A 17129-nucleotide genomic window follows, 5' to 3' on the forward strand; every position below is an offset into this window, starting at 1 on the left:
TCCTTTGCTCCTTTTTATTAAATTTATCTGGAATTAAACGTTTGTAGACGTTTGTAATCGATTTATGCACTTTATACAGACGTTGTGGGTAATGCAATGAAAATCTACATATTCACAGTAAGCATTCTGACACTTTTCAGTTGTTCACAGAACGACAAGAAAACAAGAGACTATTATGTAGAATCTCAACCGACCTTCTTTGACCTAAAACATGGAGATTGGACAACCAATGATTGGATTCGTAAGCCTGAAAACCTTAAAATAATTCATGAGACTTTCAAAAAGTTTGGATACATGGACTTAATTGGAAGTCGACTTAATGACAACCCTTTAATACTTCAAGGAATTTATATTAAAAACAAGCCATACAATCTAATTGACAGCCTGATAATAGCTTTTGATAACAAAGACCTTGATGTCAAATATTATCGAGAGTTTTGGTTGCGAAGACAAAAGGAAAAAAATGACACTGTGGTTTATGAAATATTAAAAGACATTAAATCCACGTACATGACTTTCCTTACTCCCGAAGCTATTTCTGATAGGGCAGATATGGAATTTGTGAATGACACACTACTTCAGCTACTCGAAATTGAATATCCTGATCAGCCTTTAACTAAAGATTTGGCAATTGAACATTTTAAAACACTCAATGAATTAGGTTTTCATCAATCGGCTTACAATCTCTTGTTTGAACGGTCTGAATATTCAGGAATTGATTGGAATAAAGAACAACTAAAAGAGAAATTAAGGACAACTGAAGACTATGTATATCCATGGTTTGAAGACAATGAAAAATAATAGCACATACCCACAACAACACATATAGCTTATGGTGGGTGAACGGCTGCCAGCAAGGTTTTCGCTCCGTAGCCAAGTTCGTTCACGGTAGGCAGGTAAGTTCTTCGAAACCGCCACAAGCCATATGCAAACCGTTGTGGGTAATTTAACCAAGAGCCTGAGCAATTAACTTAATATGATAATTTAGAAATGATATTTTCAATCATAATTCCAGCATATAATGAAAGTAAATATCTTGAATCTACTTTGAAGAATCTTACTAAGGTTTTTTCGGATATAGAATTGAAGCAATCGGACTGGGAAGTAATTGTTTGTGACAATAATTCAACAGACAATACACGGGCAATTGCAGAGGATAATGGAGCAAAAGTAGTATTTGAACCGGATAATCAAATTTCTAAAGCAAGAAATAAAGGAGCAGAAGTTGCTGAGGGCGACTGGTTGATTTTTGTAGATGCCGATTCATACCCTAATAAGGGATTAATAAAGGAATTATTGTTAGTGATTGATAGTAATAAATATATTGGATGTGGTACAACAATTGAAGTTATTGATGGTACATTATTCAACAAGCTTAGATTAGAGAGAATGAATCCATTTTATAGGTTGTTCAAGCTTTCAGGTGGAGCTTTTATTTTATGTAAAAAGGATGCATTTATAGAAATTAATGGCTTTAGTTCAAATCTATATGCATATGAGGAAATTGATTTTGTTATCAGACTAAAAAAATATGGAAAGAAAAAGAACAAGAAATTTTCTGTTTTAAGTACTTATCCAGTATTGACTTCAGGTAGAAAAGGTGAGTATAACTTAAGGTCCATGCTAAGACTATTTGTTTCTGGATTTATTGCTCCAATATTACTTTTGCTTAATTATATTTTGCCCAAAAGATTTGTTAAATTAATTGGAAATAAAATGCTTACTTACTGGTATTCTGACAGAAAATGAGAAATAAATAAATTAAAAACTACCCACAACATTTTGTATAAGTAATGGCAGGCGATGTGTTTAATTTTAAGGTTTTTAGCCCACTCAAACAGCGTAGCGGTTTGACAGGAAACTACCACGCAATCTGCCACTACTCATACAATTCACCGTTAAAATGAACACCTATCGGGAAGTTGAGGATTTCTTATAATTGAATACTCTTCCAATTGTAATGAAATTCAAATGACAGCCGTAATTTTTGACATAGATGGCACAATTTGCGATAGCACAAAAGTGGATGACAAATGTTTTATATCAGCATTCAAAAAGGTCTTTGGTATTGATATTTCGAATTCCGATTGGTCTGAATTTCACAACGTAACAGACTGGGGATTAAATGAAGAGATAATTCTTAAAGAGCAGTCTAGATATCCCACAGAGCAAGAATATTATAATATGATTTCAGAATTTACCCGATTGTTAAAACACGAGGCTATTAATGGTAAAGATCAATTTAAGGAAATAGATGGCGCTTTGGAATTTATCGAATTGCTCAAGGATGATTTGGGAATTGCTGTAGGAATTGCCACCGGTAGCTGGAAGAATTCGGCGCTTATAAAATTAGAGGCCATTGGCATCGATATAAATGAATATGCATTCTCAAACTGTTCTCATTTTAAAAAAAGAGAAGATATTTTAAGCGATGCCATCCGTCAATTAAATGAAAACCATATAAATTCCATTGAACGAATCATTTATTTTGGAGATGGTTTATGGGATTTCAAAACCTGTAAGAATTTAGGAATAGATTTTATTGGGATTGATCACCATCAGAACGGGAAATTGAAAACTGCGGGGGCTAGAATCGTTTTTCCCGATTTCAAAAAGAGTGAAATTATAATAGATCATTTAATCTAAAAATATAGAAAGAATGTGGAGGAGGAAAGGGTAATTTTTGAAAAAGGAATACAATTTTAATAGCCAAGAACTAAATTCAAAACTAAAAAAATAAGACTTTGGATTTCCATGCATTTGAATATCTTAGAATGATTAAAAAGATAAAATCAGAAAGCTGAATAATGGACGAATTTTCCATTTCAAATTGCAGGGAATCAGATCTAGATGAGCTATTGAAAATGGCAATAAAGCTTTTTAAGGACAGCAATGAACTGGAATTAAAAGGCTTGCTTACCGGATCGCTTAATTCCAAAGATCAAAAAATATGGATTGCCAAAGATCAAAAATCTAATTATGCCGGATTTGCTGTATTTTCAATTCGCAAAGACTATGTAGAAGGTGCAAAAGGCAGTCCGACAGGTTACCTTGAAGGGATTTTTGTTGAAGATAATTTCAGAAAAAAGGGAATAGCCAAGGCTTTAATGGAGCGTGGCGAATCCTGGTGCAAGGAAATGGCTTGCAGTCAAATAGGATCGGATACATGGCTCAGTGATACGGAATCCCGTCAATTTCACAAGAAGGTGGGCTTTTGGGAAGAAGATGAATTGGTGCATTTTTTAAAGGATTTATAGCAAATTCATCAGATCTGATAATACTTACGTACTAATTTTCAATTCTCATTTTTAAGCGCCCTGTGCATTTCCGAGTCATGGGGTACTGAACATTTAAATTGTGCATTTGATTTTTAGGTTCCCCCCTTGCTATTATTACCATTCTAATTATTTGTAGATTTTGAATTCCAAACAGGCATGAATCAAAATAATAAGATGAACTGGAAGAAATACGGTTTTGAAATATTGATTTAAAAGTCATACAATGAATAATAATGAAATCATCGATTGGTTGCTGCAGGGAGATGTCTCGATTCAGTATCAGGTACATCGCGATTTACTCGGAAATGTAAGAAAGGATCTTCAAAATAGAATCGCAAATGAAGGTTGGGGAGAAAAATTCTTAAATAAACGCAATCCCAAAGGCTATTGGGGAGAAGCATTTTACCAACCAAAATGGATCTCCAGCCATTATACACTGCTGGATTTGCGTAATCTAAATCTTGCTGCCAATAATAAAATTGCGAGAGAAAGCATAGCCAGTGTAATGGATCAGGGAAAAGCACAAGATGGAGGAATTCCATTGGGTCCATCAACGAGCACCCACAGCGATGTTTGTGTAAATGCCATGTTTTTAAACTATGCTTCCTATTTTAAAATGGATGAAATCAAATTGCAGTCAATTGTTGATAGCATTTTGAATGAGAAAATGCCCGACGGAGGTTTTAATTGCATTTCAACAAGAAGTGGTGCCAGACATAGCTCATTGCATACCACAATATCAGTTCTTGAAGGATTCTATGAGTTTCTAAAATCAGGATTTAACTATCGCAAAACAGAAATACTTGAAGCCAAAACAAGTGCTGAAGCATTTATTTTGTTACATCAATTTTATCTATCCGATCATAGTGGAAAAATTATTAAAAAAGACTTTTTAAAATTAGCATATCCAAGCCGATGGAAATACGATATACTTCGGGCCCTTGACTATTTTCAATATTCAGATCACAAGTGGGATAATAATATGGCAAAAGCCCTGGACCAATTGTTAATAAAAAGAAACAAAAACCGCACATGGAATATGCAGGCTGCTCATCCGGGAAAAGTGCATTTTGTAATGGAAAAGGCCGGGAAACCAAGCAGATGGAATACGCTTCGAGCATTGCGAGTCTTAAAAAAATACAAACAAGGGGTATAGCAAATTATATCTCGCCGCATAGCATAGGATTTATATTTTAGATTTAAATTCGATTTTTCAAATGCTATGAAGAATCTTCTGTTACTATTTTTCTTAATCTTTTTTACCGGAAAGGTATTCGCCCAAAAATGATTATTACCCCTAATAAAAGGCAAGACCTGGATATACCAATACAGCGATGATTTTATTTCAGCATCGGGAAGCCAGTCCAGAATTAAAATTCTGGAAGAACAGGAAATTATTGAAGGTAAGAGCTATTATGTGTTGCAAACTTCAATAGGAGATGAAAACCAATTTGATGTTATACAAACGTCCTATTTAAGAAATGGTGAAAATGGCTTGGTATATGGTTTAGCCAATGCCAAAATGGCTAAAGAACACATCCTTATTGCAGCGCATCCTTTGGAAATAGGCAAATCCTGGACGGCAGAAGCCGATGGCCAAAAAAGCAGCTCGGTTATTCGTTCAACAGATGAAAAATTGATTACACCTGAAAAAACGTTTAACCATTGCCTTGTGATAGAGACAGAAATGGGCGATGCCAGAATCAGGTCCTATTTTCAGAAAGGTGTGGGATTGGTAGCTTCCACCCTGATGCTTCCCGAGGGGGAAAAGCTGATGCAATACTTAGTAAAACAATAATTGATATGGAAGAACAAATTCAAAAATTCCTTTTTGACCCAACTGTAGGGAAAATTTCAACAATTTTTTTAGGTATAGCAGTTATATGGATTATTGTAAAAGCACTTCAAAAACAGTTATTCTCAAAAATAAAAGACATAGATAACCGATACAGGGCAAATAAATTCGGTGGATTTATTGGTTATTTTTTAACAATAGTATTAATAACAATCGTCTTTAGCGATAAACTAGGAGGGCTGACGGTTGCTATAGGCGTAGCAGGTGCAGGTATCGCATTCGCACTTCAAGAGGTGATTGCTTCATTTGCCGGATGGCTTGCAATACTCTTTGGTGGATTCTACAAATCCGGAGATAGGGTTCAACTCGGTGGGATAAAAGGTGATGTCATGGACATTGGGGTATTGAGGACAACAATCATGGAAACCGGACAGTGGGTTGACGGAGATTTGTACAATGGAAGAATTGTCATGATTGCTAATAGCTTTGTATTTAAAGAGCCTGTTTTTAACTATTCAGGAGGGTTCCCATTTCTTTGGGATGAAATAAAGATTCCTGTTCAATTTGGCAGCAATTACGATAAAGCCACCGAATTATTTGAAAAAGTAGGCAAGGAAGTTGGAGGTGAACTTTCTACTATGTCAAAAGAAAGATGGATGGAGTTACAGCAAAAATATCGTTTAGAGGAAGCGCAGACTGAACCAATGGTCTCCTTAATTGCTAATGATAATTGGGTTGAATTTACTTTGCGTTATGTAGTAGAATATAAAAAACGCAGAATCACCAAAACAAGACTATTTACAACTATTTTAAAGCATGTTGAAACAGAAGGAAGTGAAATTAAATTGGCATCAGCCACATTCCATCTTGTGGAAGCCCCGAATTTTAATGTGACTTTGAAGAAATAACGTCACAAAAATTCATTAGATAAAATATATCTCCAATAAAATCAAAACGTCTATTTTTTTTTGTTTTTAAATAAAATTATATATTTACTTTGTATTTCAAAGTACTTTCTATGAAAGAAGAAAAATATAAAAAAGATCTCGAAGACATTAAGGAGATTATGAACCGCTCCTCCAGGTTTGTTTCACTAAGTGGAATGTCCGGGATTTCAGCGGGTGTAATTGCCTTAATTGGTGCTTATGCAGCCCATAAAATGGTATATTCTCAGCAATTGGGAATAAAACTGCTGGAAGGCCTTGTCCCGATTCGAAATGTGGAATCGCTTGTACTTATTGCGCTGGCCACTCTAATTGCAGCTATATCAGCGGCTGTCTTTTTCACGGTAAGAAAAACAAAATCTCAAAATCAAAAAGTCTGGGATTACCAAACTCAAAGGCTAATTGTTAATTTGTTTATTCCATTGCTGACAGGTGGTATTCTTTGTTTAATGCTACTCTTTAAAGGCTTTTTAGCCTTACTTGCTCCATTAACATTGATCTTTTATGGCCTGGCCCTGGTCAATGCCAGTAAATTCACATTGCATGAAATCCGCAGTCTGGGTTTAATCCAGATAATTCTCGGACTTATTGCAATTAACTTTATTGGTCATGGTCTTTTGTTTTGGTCCCTGGGTTTTGGGCTAATGCATATTTTATATGGAATTATAATGCAGGTCCGCTATAAGTAATGAAAGATATACTTAAAGACTTAAATAAGGCATTTGAGAATAAGATTCGATTGGGAATTATGTCTGCACTGGTAGTCAATGATTATATGGATTTCAATTCGCTAAAGGAATTACTGGATGTAACTGATGGAAACCTGGCGAGTCATTTGAAAAATCTGGAAAATGCGGATTTTATTAAAGTCAGGAAAGAATTTCTCGACAGAAAACCAAATACAAAATATTATGCCACTAAATCGGGTATAGACACATTTAAAAAACATATCAATGCCATTGAACAATTATTAAAATAAATTACAAATTATGAGAATCAATAGAATAAAAATCGTTTTGGGAATTGTAGCCTTTTTGCTTCTTATCCCGCTGGTCGCCATGCAATTGAGCGATGAAGTCAACTGGTCAATTAATGATTTTATCGTTATGGCTTTACTGCTTTCCGGATTCGGAATATTAGCAGATTTGATATTGCGAAAAGTGAGAAAAATATCCTTGCGTATAATAGCCTTCATTGCCATTTTTGCTGTATTTGTATTGGTTTGGGCCGAATTGGCCGTAGGAATTTTCGGATCGCCTTTTGCCGGAAATTGAAACAATAAACACTATTTTTTTCAACAATCGCTTTGTATTTCAAAGTACTTTTATTCATTAAAATGAAAAATGAACAATCCATCTTTGACAAAATCAACAACTGGATAAAAAATTCGGTCATGTTGAAATTGGTGACGATCACCATACTTATGTTATTGCTCCTAATTCCACTTTCCATGATATTTGATATAATTCGGGAAAGAGAAAACCTTAATCGGGAGGTAGCTGAAGATATTAATTCCAAATGGGCCAATTCTCAAAAAATATCCGGACCAATCCTGACTATTCCCTTGATTTATCAATATCAAAATGAAGATAAAATTGAATCCATTACACGATATTGGAATATTTTACCCGAAGAACTCAATATCACCGGGAACGTAGAACCCAAATTGCTTCGAAGGGGAATTTATGAAGTAGCGGTTTATTCTTCCGAATTAACCATTGAAGGCTATTTCGAAATTCCTGAGCAAATAGACCGAACCGGTTTAAAAGACATACTCTATAAGCAGGCCTTTTTAACGATTGGAATATCTGACCTGAGAGGCATAAAAAACAAAATTGACTTTGACTGGAATGGTAAAATTCTAAATGTAAATTCAGGATCGAAAATCAATTCTATTATCCCTTCTGGAATTAATATTCAAAACTTAAATATTTCAGAAAAATCCAAAGCTAAAATCCATTATGCTATAAAACTCAGTCTTCAGGGAAGTACAAATATCTCTTTTGCACCTCTGGGAAGCACTAGCATAGTAAAATTAAAATCAAGTTGGAAATCGCCGAGTTTTAAAGGCACCTTCCTGCCGGATGAGAGAATCCTGGATGAAAATGGCTTTGAAGCTATTTGGAGGGTACTAAAACTAAATAGAAACTTTCCCCAATCCTGGATTGACAATAGTTATTTAGCTGAAATAAATACCTCCGCCTTTGGCGTGGACCTGATTATTCCGGCTGATGATTATCAAAAATCGAATAGGTCGGCTAAATACGGTATCATGACCATCGCCCTGACTTTTTTGATTTTCTTTCTTGTGGAAATTGTAAACAAAAGAAAAATTCACCCTTTTCAGTACGCCTTGGTCGGACTATCATTGTGCCTGTTTTATATTTTGCTTGTTTCGCTTTCCGAACATTTGCATTTTAATACGGCTTATATTTTGTCCACAGCAGCCATTGTATCGATGATCAGTTTGTATTCCCTGAGTGTTTTTAAAGCCAAAAAATCGAGCTATCTCTTAGTCCTGGCTCTGACTGGGATTTATACATTTCTGTTTATCACCTTACAAATTGCGGATTATGCATTGTTGTTTGGCAGTATAGGCTTGACACTAATTCTTGCTTTGACCATGTATTTTACAAGAAATATCGACTGGTATAAATTAAATATTGAGGATTAAAATGCTTTAAATAAAAAAAGCTCTATCAAGATTGATAGAGCTTTTTTTCATTAGATTAAATGGAGTTTACTTCGAATCATCAAACAATTCTTCCATTTTGGCTTGCAATGACTCAAAATCCTTTTCCAAAACAGTATAGGCCTCGTCAAAATCTTTTTTGACATTACCCCAATTATCATTATTTACACTTTTGGCCTCTTTCATTGATCCCTCGAGTTTTTCTTTACTTAGGATCAATTCCTCTTTGGTCTCCTCTAAGGCTTTTGTAGCTGTTCCTTCGCTCATATCCAGACGTTTTTTTAGATCATCCAAAGCGTCGTCTATTTTGATTTGCAATACCTTCATTTCTTCCAGGGTCTCTTCTTTTGCCTGATTAAGCGATTTTTTCATTTCACTTTTCTCCTGAGCGAAGATTTTTCCTGAAAATCCTAATATTAGTATTGAAAAAAATACTGAGCTAAATAATGTTTTTATTAAATCACTTTTTGTCGTTTTCATAATATTGTTTTTACGTACATAAAGAAAAACACATGCCAGGCGCGGAAAAGATTTCTATGCAATGTTATAGATATCTCTATGTGTAAAATAAAGTGCACTGGGGAATTTTATCTACAAAAAGTTCACTGAATGTAAACGAAGATTATCTACTGCCCGATTTGCTGTGCCTTTTGCTGAAATTGATTGGCCAGGGCTTCATTGCCTTGTTGTCTGTATATATTGGCCAATGTCAGATAACCCTGACGGAATGCCGGTTGAACCTCTACTGATTTATTCAAAAACTGAATACCCAAAGCAGCATTTCCCTGATTTAAATGGGCAATGGCAGAGTAATAATAACCTTGCACCTGCTCGGGATGATATTCAATCATTCGTTGATACACTTTTAAGGCCGCATTGTATTTTCTCTGTTCCATAAATATCCTGCCCATTTTCTCCAATGCCTGCATATTTCCTTTGTGCAACTGAAGACATTCATTATAAGCTTTTAGTGCTTCGTCAGTATTTCCTAAAGAAGCATAAGCATCTCCCAGATATTGCCAAACTACTTCATTTTTAGAATCGGTTTTTAAATAAGATCGAAAATCTTCAATTGCTTTTTGTGCATTTCCATTTTTCAATGCCTGATAAGCCTTGAAATCCAAATCGATTTTCTTTTTAAATACGGTGGTCAGTACTACTCCTTTTTCTTCGACATTGTGCAACACAAGTTCTTCAGGTGGCCAGTTATTTTCAATTAGTGACTTATCGGTAAAACGCGAAATAAATATCCCATATTCGTAATCTTTACTTATTCGGTCTTCATAACGCAAATACCTTGATCGTAAATTTGGAGATACCAGCTTTAAATATTCCCTGACTTCTTTGTAACAATTTGAAGCAATTATCACCGTATCACTACGTTCGGCGAGCTTTTCATTTTCTACCAGCCAGTCTACGCCCTGTTTCAGAGAATTCATGTAATAGTCGGTTTCGTATTCTCCAAATGCATTTTCCAGACCACCAAAAGCTTCATTGAAGTAGACAATCTGATTGGGATGCGATGCTATCATCCATTTTAGTGGAAGCGCCAAACCTATAACAAAAACTGCTGCTGAAGCATAAGAAACCGCTTTTTTAGGCATACTGACCAGTTCATTCCATGCCAATGCTGCCAGGACAACAATGGGAGGCCAAACAAATAGAAAATGTCGCCAACCATCGTACACCGTTGAATCCTGATAAATCGCATAAAAGATTGGAAATACAATGGCGAAAGCTACCATGAACAGTTCCATTGCGCTGTACTTTTTAAAAAGTCTAAAAGAAAGTAGCACAAAAAGCCCCAGGCCAATTAAAATGACCAATGGATTGGCTATGGCCATCCAGTGTATTTCATAAGACCATGGTAATTGATCGGATTTAATCTGTAATCCCTTATACAATACTGTAACGATTGTATCGTAATTGGTCATTTTACTCAGTGCCTCAAAAGGATTGGTCAATGGCGATTGCAAAGCGTAAGGCCAGGAAATAATTCCTAGAAAATAAGAGAAAAAAGCCATGATCAGGCCGTATTTGAATATTCGACCAAAATCCTTGGACCAGTCGAATTGCTTTTTTCGGTTCAGCAATATCATTTGAATAAGGGAGAATAACCCGATGTATCCGAAAAGTAATAATCCACCAATACGAATATTCAAGGCCAATGCAATGCCAAGGGAAACAAAGAACATGTCCCTGAAAGCCGGTTTTGGCAATCTTTTAACAAAACGTATGATATAGTAAAGCGTGAAAATACTGGCTGCCGCAAATGGAATATCCTTGGGATTATTCATTGAATGGGCAAACAAACGCGGGGTCAGGATAACCATTAGAAGTGCAAATACTGCTGTTCGCCAACTTCCGGTAATTTCTCTGGCTACCAATCCGGTAAACACAAAAGCCAGAACACCAAAAAGTGCATTTAGAAAATGTCGAACTCTCCAGATATTTTCCGCATCGATAGCATTGTAAATAATGGCTGATAGCAATTCAAAGCCGCCGCTGTAATATTTTATCTTCTCATATCCCTGAGATCTTTCTTCTTCGCTTAGGACAGCATCGTCGCCAAGGAAATAGTAATTGTATATCTTTTGTCCATAATCATTTTGTATCCATTCATCACCTGAAATGCCATAATCCTTGCTCAAATATGGCATAAGAAACAAGATAAATATGGAAAGCACAACAAAGACAAAACGGTAAATCGCTTCGGTTCTGAATTTATCATAAGTCGGGAATTTGGCAGTCTCTATATATCCGAAGGCCGTTTTAGAAAAATTCTTTACAGGAACAATGAAAGCCCAATATATAAACAAGCCAATGGCGATATGCCAGGTTTGAAGAAACATTTTTATCGAATCCCTGACTACGCTCACCTTGCTTTCATCAACGGCTTTCCACACTACTGGAAGTTCTTTTATCGGTATTCCCAATAAATGTGCACGCCTTAGGATTTCCACATCGTGCGCCCAGCCTTTTATTCTCATTTCCTCAAAAAGCAATTTGCCGATTTCCGAAGGGTACAATTTAAATCCGCATTGCGTGTCTTTGATATGCAATCCGGTAAATAACCTGATGATCGCATTGTAAACGATACCTACAAATTTTCTTAATGGTTTTTCCTTGAGTTGCGATTTCGGATGTGGCCTCGACCCTATCCAGATTTCATTTTCCTGGTATTTGCCGCCTTCTGACTTTTTCCAATCCTCAATCGTCATGGGATCGGTAGCCATATCAAAATCAACCGTCAAAATGAATCTTCCCGCAGCATCAGCTACACCTTTTTTTAATGCGCCTCCTTTTCCTGAGTTTCCGGGAAGGCTGATGATTCGAATCTGCTCTGAGCTTTCTAGTTCCTTGAAATGCTCATGTTTTTTTATTAATTCCTCTCCTCCATCCTTACTCCCATCATTTACGAGAATAACTTCGTATTTGTGATTGTATTTTTTAGAAAAATTGATCAAGCCTTCAAAAAGAAGGGGCACACGCGACTTCTCATTGTAAAAAGGAATGATCAGTGATAATTCGTATGGGAATTCTTTTTCGCTCAAAATGACTATTTATCTAAATCGGAATCTTTAGGATAACCAATGTACACCCAATCTCCCCAAACTTTGGTACAAGTATGTTTTTCAATTCCTACTGTATGTTCAAGAACTTCCTTAAAGGGAAAGAAATTGATATGTTGATCAAGCGTATAATAAAAATACCTCTGCTTGGGTACGACGATCACCACTTGTCTTTTGGCCACCCTTTTTAATTCTCTGATTGATTTGGGTAAATCCATCACATGTTCAAGGGTATGATGGCAGGTTACAATATCAAATGCATTGTCTTCAAAAGGCAAATGTTCAAGATTTCCTTCATGAAAGGGACAATCCACATGTTTCAGATTATTTTTTATATCACAAGCCGCAATCTCGTATTTGCTTCTGTCTATTCTGCTCAACCAGTAACCATTTCCACAGCCGATATCGATTATCGTTTTTGCTTCGGGATCAAGGTTTTCTAACATGAACTTAATACTGGGCTCATTAAGGTCTGTCACCCTGTCTCTGGCCAGTGAAACCTGCGTTTTGTACAGCTCTTCGTAATCTTCTTCAGTAAAGCTGTAAACCTTTGATTTAAAGTTCATTGCCATATCCAAACCTTGTCCTTTAAACCAGATATAAAAGAATGGATACATAAAGTATTTATTATCTCTGATAGCTGGAGGCAAGAGTTCGTCCATCACAAAACGTATTGCATTTGTCAGTTTTCGATTCATTCGGGTTTCTTTCGAAGCGTGAAATTATAGATATCGGATAAAAAATAATAATTAAACCAAAATTGAGACCTAAGAGAACATAGAACTTCGATGTGTTATTATATGATTACGCAAATCGTTATTCAAAAAAGTATTTTGAAATAAATTCTATCCGATTTGTATTATTCATTTCTTTGACTTGTTTTGAACAGCGAATTCTATGTCTGACATTTTAATCATATCGGGAACCAACAGAAATAACTCCTATTCAATTCAATTGGCGGAGTATTATCAATCTATTTTGGAAGAAAAAGGAGTAAAAGCTGAAATTCTTGATCTGTCAAGTTTACCCGAAGATTTTTTGTTTTCTGCCTTATATGAAAATTCAGGTAAGAACGAAAATTTCAATCAGTTTCAGGAAAGGGTGGATTCATTTAACAAATTTGTTTTCATTGTTGCCGAGTACAATGGTTCTTTTCCGGGCGTATTAAAAGCATTTATAGATGGACTGGAGTACCCTAATAGTCTGAAAAATAAAAAGGCGGCGCTTGTCGGCCTTTCTGCTGGAGATCAGGGAGGCGCTTTGGCACTTTCACATTTATCCGATATTCTAAGTTATATGGGGACAAATGTTTTAGCATTTCGTCCACGGCTTTCATCCCTTGAAAAAAATTTTAGAGAAGGGAAATTTATAAATAGGTTGTACGAGCAAATTTTAAAGGAACAAGCAAATTCATTAATAACATTTTAAGATGGCGAGAATCAATGACGAAAAGCTGGAAAAAGCAATAGATTATATTGAAGAACTCAGCGATGCCAAATACGAAAAGCTTCTAGACACATTTGAGAAGGAACAGCCTGATCTTTATTCCTTTTTAAATGAGAAACTGGAAGATCTGGATGATGAAGATCAGAGAAATGATGTGATCACCATTATGATGATCATTTATTATGTTATTTCAACTGAAAATCCCAATATGTTCATGGTTTCAAATAAAATCATTGATAAATGTGAAACAAGACAACAGGAAATATTGGATGAAATAGATCAGGTGGCCAGAACAAGTGAATTGCTTGACGATGAAGACTTATCCCTTGCATATATACCAAATAAGTATTTGCACAATTTTGTCACCGCCACGCTTGATCCGGGAGAAGATGACAGCCCCTTTGATGAAGAATCATCTGACAAAGCCTATCATATCGTTAAAGTTTGTGTAGATTGCCTGGCTGAGGTAATTTAATTACAAAAAAAAACTGCTTCCAAGAGAAGCAGTCTTTTATCCAAGCACATTAAATCAAATCTTAGCAGAGCATTAATCTACATTGTCATGTAAGAACTTGTTGTCTCCAAGAAGTTCATTATCATCGTTTAGATTATATCTCGAAATTTTCCTTTCAGAAGATTCGGGTACAGGTTTAAACTCTACCTTTTTCCTTTGATAGGCGGGTTTTTCGAGACGCTCTTTAAACTCATCGGGTTCTAAACCATTCTGGCCATTGAGTGATTTATTTTCCAGCTTTTTGCGTCTTTCCAATGCCTGTCTGATCAAACGATCCTTTGAAACAGACTCCGCATAAGGTGCCCCGGGTTTCTCTTGTTCGACTTCTTCGGGACTTCGTCTTCGAATAGTTGGCTCTTCATCAAAGGGAATTGATCCTTGCTGAATATCCCATTCATGAGTTCTCCTCGCCGGATTCGATGCGGGTGTATCATTTTCCAAACCCTCATCATCGGTATAAATTGTGGAATTATTTTCTTCCTCTTCTTTCGGTTCTTCATCTTCGGCATTTATTTCCTTTCCGGAATCCATGTCGATGACTTTCCTTTTTTCCTCAAAATCGTAAGATCCGGATTGTTTGGAATTTTCATCAAAACCCGTCGCAATCACGGTTACACAGATATTTTCCCCCAGAGTAGAATCCAGTCCTTGTCCGAAAATAACCTCAGCTTCATCACCGGCTTTTTCTTCGATATAATCGGTGATTTCACTTAATTCATCCATGGTTAGTTCGGCTTCTTCACCAAAGCGGATGGAAAGAAGTATTTTCTTAGCCCCATGTATTTCGGTTTGGTTTAGAAGAGGAGAGGAAAGGGCTTCTTCAGCAGCTCGTCGCGCCCTGCTTTCGCCTCCTGTAATGCTGGAGCCCATCACTGCAGCGCCAGAATTTTGCATCACCGTTTTTACATCTTCAAAATCCACGTTGATATCGGAAGTAACTGTAATGATTTCAGCAATGCTTTTTGCTGCATTGGTCAAAACATTATCCGCTTGTCCAAATGCATCCCGAATGGATAAATTACCCGATATTTCACGCAATTTGTCATTTAGAATCACCAGAACCGTATCGCAATGTTTTTTTATCAATGAAATACCTTCTTCGGCAAATAGTTTCTTCTTTTTGCCTTCAAAACCAAAGGGTTTAGTCACAATACCAACGGTCAGGATTCCCAGATCTCTGCAAACTTCTGCAATAATAGGAGCTGCACCTGTACCGGTACCTCCGCCCATTCCTGCCGTAATGAAAACCATTTTGGTACCATTACTAAGAAGTTCGCGAATCTCTTCTTTGCTTTCCTGTGCAGCCAATCTTCCCTTTTCCGGATTGGCCCCTGCCCCGAGACCTTCAGTCAGGTGCATCCCAATCTGAATTTTACTCGGTACAGGACTGCTTTTTAATGCCTGCATGTCTGTATTGCATACAATAAATTCTACGTCTTTTATCCCCTGGTTGTACATGTGACTCACCGCATTACTACCCCCACCACCAACGCCAATGACCTTGATAATGGATTTGTGCTGCTTGGGAATATCAAATGAAAAATGATCAGCCATAATTGAAATTTTTAGGTGCTTGATTAATAGCGAACGTCCTCATCGAGGTCATCCGTGAGAATTTTTTTAGTCTTCTCCATAATTTTCTTGAAAATACCACCATCGGTAAATGCAGGTCTATCTTTTTGCCTGTTCTCTGCCAATTGGTGCGATTTATCTCTCATATCCAACGCTTTGAAACCGGCCAGAACCAGTCCGACACCGGTGGCATGCATTGGGCTTTTTACAGATTCGATCTTACTCTTTCCTAAATGCTCATTAGGATATCCGATACGACAATCCATACCGGTCATGTATTCAAACAATTGATTGATATTCTGAAGTTGTGAACCGCCACCAGTGATGACAATTCCACCGGCCAGTCTTTGATCGTAACCGGAACAAATAATTTCAGAATGGACCAATTCGGTTATTTCCTCCATTCTGGCCTGAATAATTCCCGCCAGATTTTTAATGGATATTTCCTTTGGTGGCCTGTTTCTCAAACCGGGAATGGATATAATCTCCAGATCATTGGCTTCATCGGTTAAAGCCTTTCCAAAACGGGTTTTTAATAATTCGGCTTGATTTTGCATGACCATACAGCCGTGTTTAATATCCTGCGTGATAATATTTCCACCAAAAGGAATCACAGCAGTATGTCTGATAATATTCTCGTGGAAGATGGCGATGTCTGTGGTACCGCCACCTATATCCACGAGAGCTACACCTGCTTCTTTTTCTTCTTCGCTCAAAACCGACATGCTGGAAGCTATGGGTTCGAGGATTAAGTTTTCTATATCGAGGCCTGCTCGTTTTACACATTTATTAATATTATTTATGGCATTAGTCTGTGCTGTGATAACATGAAAATCGGCTTCTAACCTAGCTCCGGTCATACCTACCGGGTCTACGATATCTTCCTCATAATCTACTGTGTAGGTTTGAGGCATTACGTGAATAATTTCACTACCGGGAGGAATCACGGTTTTGTACATATCCTGAGTCAAAGATTTTACATCCTGAACCGTGATTTCCGTTTCTACATCCTTACGTGTCATACCGCCATGATGGATTGAAGAACGAATATGCTGACCGGCAATGCCGACATTAACTACCCGAATATCAATTCCCGCCTGCTCTTCAGCCTGTTCAATTGCGCTTTTGATGGCGTGAACTGTTCTGTCGATATTGGTAACCATGCCGCGGATAACACCCTCCGAAACAGACTTACCCATACCGAGAATTTCGAGTTTTCCATATTCATTTTGCCGCCCAACTATCGCGACGATTTTTGTTGTTCCTATATCCAGACCAACTACGATTTTATCTTCCATTTGTGCCATAATTGTAAT

The 17129-nt window shown here is 36.7% G+C and carries 18 protein-coding genes; 13 read left to right on the plus strand and 5 right to left on the minus strand.

Annotated elements, in window-relative coordinates:
* Positions 1-96 precede the first annotated feature (96 nt).
* The 11 genes from HZR84_04710 (at position 97) to creD (ending at position 8691) form a co-directional block, all read left to right on the plus strand.
* Entirely contained in the window at positions 97-801 is a 705-nt protein-coding gene (locus HZR84_04710) for a hypothetical protein (protein QNL21265.1), read from the plus strand.
* 189 nt (positions 802-990) lie between these two features.
* Entirely contained in the window at positions 991-1749 is a 759-nt protein-coding gene (locus HZR84_04715) for a glycosyltransferase family 2 protein (GenBank protein ID QNL21266.1), read from the plus strand.
* A 222-nt stretch (positions 1750-1971) separates the two neighbouring features.
* Entirely contained in the window at positions 1972-2646 is a 675-nt protein-coding gene (locus HZR84_04720; GenBank protein QNL21267.1) for an HAD hydrolase-like protein, read from the plus strand.
* Between the two features lie 161 nt (positions 2647-2807).
* Positions 2808-3257, plus strand: a complete 450-nt coding sequence (locus HZR84_04725) for a GNAT family N-acetyltransferase (protein ID QNL21268.1) — start codon at positions 2808-2810, stop codon at positions 3255-3257.
* Between the two features lie 244 nt (positions 3258-3501).
* Positions 3502-4434, plus strand: a complete 933-nt coding sequence (locus HZR84_04730) for a hypothetical protein (GenBank protein ID QNL21269.1) — start codon at positions 3502-3504, stop codon at positions 4432-4434.
* A gap of 261 nt (positions 4435-4695) precedes the next feature.
* Positions 4696-5076: a hypothetical protein gene (locus HZR84_04735; GenBank protein QNL21270.1), complete on the plus strand. Its 381-nt coding sequence runs from the start codon at positions 4696-4698 to the stop codon at positions 5074-5076.
* Positions 5077-5081: 5 nt separating this feature from the next.
* Entirely contained in the window at positions 5082-5981 is a 900-nt protein-coding gene (locus HZR84_04740; GenBank protein QNL21271.1) for a mechanosensitive ion channel family protein, read from the plus strand.
* A gap of 110 nt (positions 5982-6091) precedes the next feature.
* The gene (locus tag HZR84_04745) at positions 6092-6706 is read left to right on the plus strand and encodes a hypothetical protein (GenBank protein ID QNL21272.1); all 615 of its coding nucleotides are present in this window, start codon (positions 6092-6094) and stop codon (positions 6704-6706) included.
* Positions 6706-6996 (plus strand): transcriptional regulator, encoded by a 291-nt coding sequence (locus HZR84_04750; GenBank protein QNL21273.1) that lies wholly within the window; start codon positions 6706-6708, stop codon positions 6994-6996. Before HZR84_04745 ends, HZR84_04750 begins: the two co-directional genes overlap by 1 nt.
* Before the next feature lie 10 nt (positions 6997-7006).
* Positions 7007-7291, plus strand: a complete 285-nt coding sequence (locus HZR84_04755; GenBank protein QNL21274.1) for a hypothetical protein — start codon at positions 7007-7009, stop codon at positions 7289-7291.
* Positions 7292-7353: 62 nt separating this feature from the next.
* Positions 7354-8691: a cell envelope integrity protein CreD gene (creD, locus tag HZR84_04760; GenBank protein ID QNL21275.1), complete on the plus strand. Its 1338-nt coding sequence runs from the start codon at positions 7354-7356 to the stop codon at positions 8689-8691.
* Between the two features lie 66 nt (positions 8692-8757).
* On the opposite strand, the gene HZR84_04765 is transcribed toward creD, so the two are convergent.
* From HZR84_04765 to HZR84_04775, 3 genes are all read right to left on the minus strand, one after another.
* Positions 8758-9189, minus strand: a complete 432-nt coding sequence (locus HZR84_04765; protein ID QNL21276.1) for a hypothetical protein — start codon at positions 9187-9189, stop codon at positions 8758-8760.
* Between the two features lie 146 nt (positions 9190-9335).
* Complete coding sequence (locus HZR84_04770) at positions 9336-12263, minus strand: glycosyltransferase (GenBank protein QNL21277.1); 2928 nt, start codon at positions 12261-12263, stop codon at positions 9336-9338.
* 5 nt (positions 12264-12268) lie between these two features.
* On the minus strand, positions 12269-12979 hold the full coding sequence (locus HZR84_04775) for a class I SAM-dependent methyltransferase (GenBank protein ID QNL21278.1): 711 nt from the start codon (positions 12977-12979) through the stop codon (positions 12269-12271).
* 199 nt (positions 12980-13178) lie between these two features.
* On the opposite strand from HZR84_04775, the gene HZR84_04780 reads away from it, so the two are divergent.
* Positions 13179-13709: an NAD(P)H-dependent oxidoreductase gene (locus HZR84_04780; GenBank protein QNL21279.1), complete on the plus strand. Its 531-nt coding sequence runs from the start codon at positions 13179-13181 to the stop codon at positions 13707-13709.
* A 1-nt stretch (position 13710) separates the two neighbouring features.
* Positions 13711-14202 (plus strand): hypothetical protein, encoded by a 492-nt coding sequence (locus HZR84_04785; protein ID QNL21280.1) that lies wholly within the window; start codon positions 13711-13713, stop codon positions 14200-14202.
* Between the two features lie 72 nt (positions 14203-14274).
* On the opposite strand, the gene ftsZ is transcribed toward HZR84_04785, so the two are convergent.
* Positions 14275-15795, minus strand: coding sequence for a cell division protein FtsZ (gene ftsZ / locus HZR84_04790; GenBank protein ID QNL21281.1), 1521 nt, complete (start codon positions 15793-15795; stop codon positions 14275-14277).
* A gap of 23 nt (positions 15796-15818) precedes the next feature.
* Positions 15819-17111 (minus strand): cell division protein FtsA, encoded by a 1293-nt coding sequence (gene ftsA / locus HZR84_04795; protein ID QNL21282.1) that lies wholly within the window; start codon positions 17109-17111, stop codon positions 15819-15821.
* Between the last annotated feature and the right edge of the window lie 18 nt (positions 17112-17129).

Origin of the sequence: Hyphobacterium sp. CCMP332 (genome assembly GCA_014323545.1) — a bacterium.
Taxonomy (GTDB): Bacteria; Bacteroidota; Bacteroidia; order Cytophagales; family CCMP332; genus CCMP332.

Bases quoted from the DNA above. Each gene is read 5' to 3' on its own strand.
- HZR84_04710 (QNL21265.1), top strand. From the start codon at position 97: ATGAAAATCTACATATTCACAGTAAGCATTCTGACACTTTTCAGTTGT.
- HZR84_04715 (QNL21266.1), top strand. From the start codon at position 991: ATGATATTTTCAATCATAATTCCAGCATATAATGAAAGTAAATATCTT.
- HZR84_04720 (QNL21267.1), top strand. From the start codon at position 1,972: ATGACAGCCGTAATTTTTGACATAGATGGCACAATTTGCGATAGCACA.
- HZR84_04725 (QNL21268.1), top strand. From the start codon at position 2,808: ATGGACGAATTTTCCATTTCAAATTGCAGGGAATCAGATCTAGATGAG.
- HZR84_04730 (QNL21269.1), top strand. From the start codon at position 3,502: ATGAATAATAATGAAATCATCGATTGGTTGCTGCAGGGAGATGTCTCG.
- HZR84_04740 (QNL21271.1), top strand. From the start codon at position 5,082: ATGGAAGAACAAATTCAAAAATTCCTTTTTGACCCAACTGTAGGGAAA.
- HZR84_04745 (QNL21272.1), top strand. From the start codon at position 6,092: ATGAAAGAAGAAAAATATAAAAAAGATCTCGAAGACATTAAGGAGATT.
- HZR84_04750 (QNL21273.1), top strand. From the start codon at position 6,706: ATGAAAGATATACTTAAAGACTTAAATAAGGCATTTGAGAATAAGATT.
- HZR84_04755 (QNL21274.1), top strand. From the start codon at position 7,007: ATGAGAATCAATAGAATAAAAATCGTTTTGGGAATTGTAGCCTTTTTG.
- creD (QNL21275.1), top strand. From the start codon at position 7,354: ATGAAAAATGAACAATCCATCTTTGACAAAATCAACAACTGGATAAAA.
- HZR84_04765 (QNL21276.1), bottom strand. From the start codon at position 9,189: ATGAAAACGACAAAAAGTGATTTAATAAAAACATTATTTAGCTCAGTA.
- HZR84_04775 (QNL21278.1), bottom strand. From the start codon at position 12,979: ATGAATCGAAAACTGACAAATGCAATACGTTTTGTGATGGACGAACTC.
- HZR84_04780 (QNL21279.1), top strand. From the start codon at position 13,179: ATGTCTGACATTTTAATCATATCGGGAACCAACAGAAATAACTCCTAT.
- HZR84_04785 (QNL21280.1), top strand. From the start codon at position 13,711: ATGGCGAGAATCAATGACGAAAAGCTGGAAAAAGCAATAGATTATATT.
- ftsZ (QNL21281.1), bottom strand. From the start codon at position 15,795: ATGGCTGATCATTTTTCATTTGATATTCCCAAGCAGCACAAATCCATT.
- ftsA (QNL21282.1), bottom strand. From the start codon at position 17,111: ATGGAAGATAAAATCGTAGTTGGTCTGGATATAGGAACAACAAAAATC.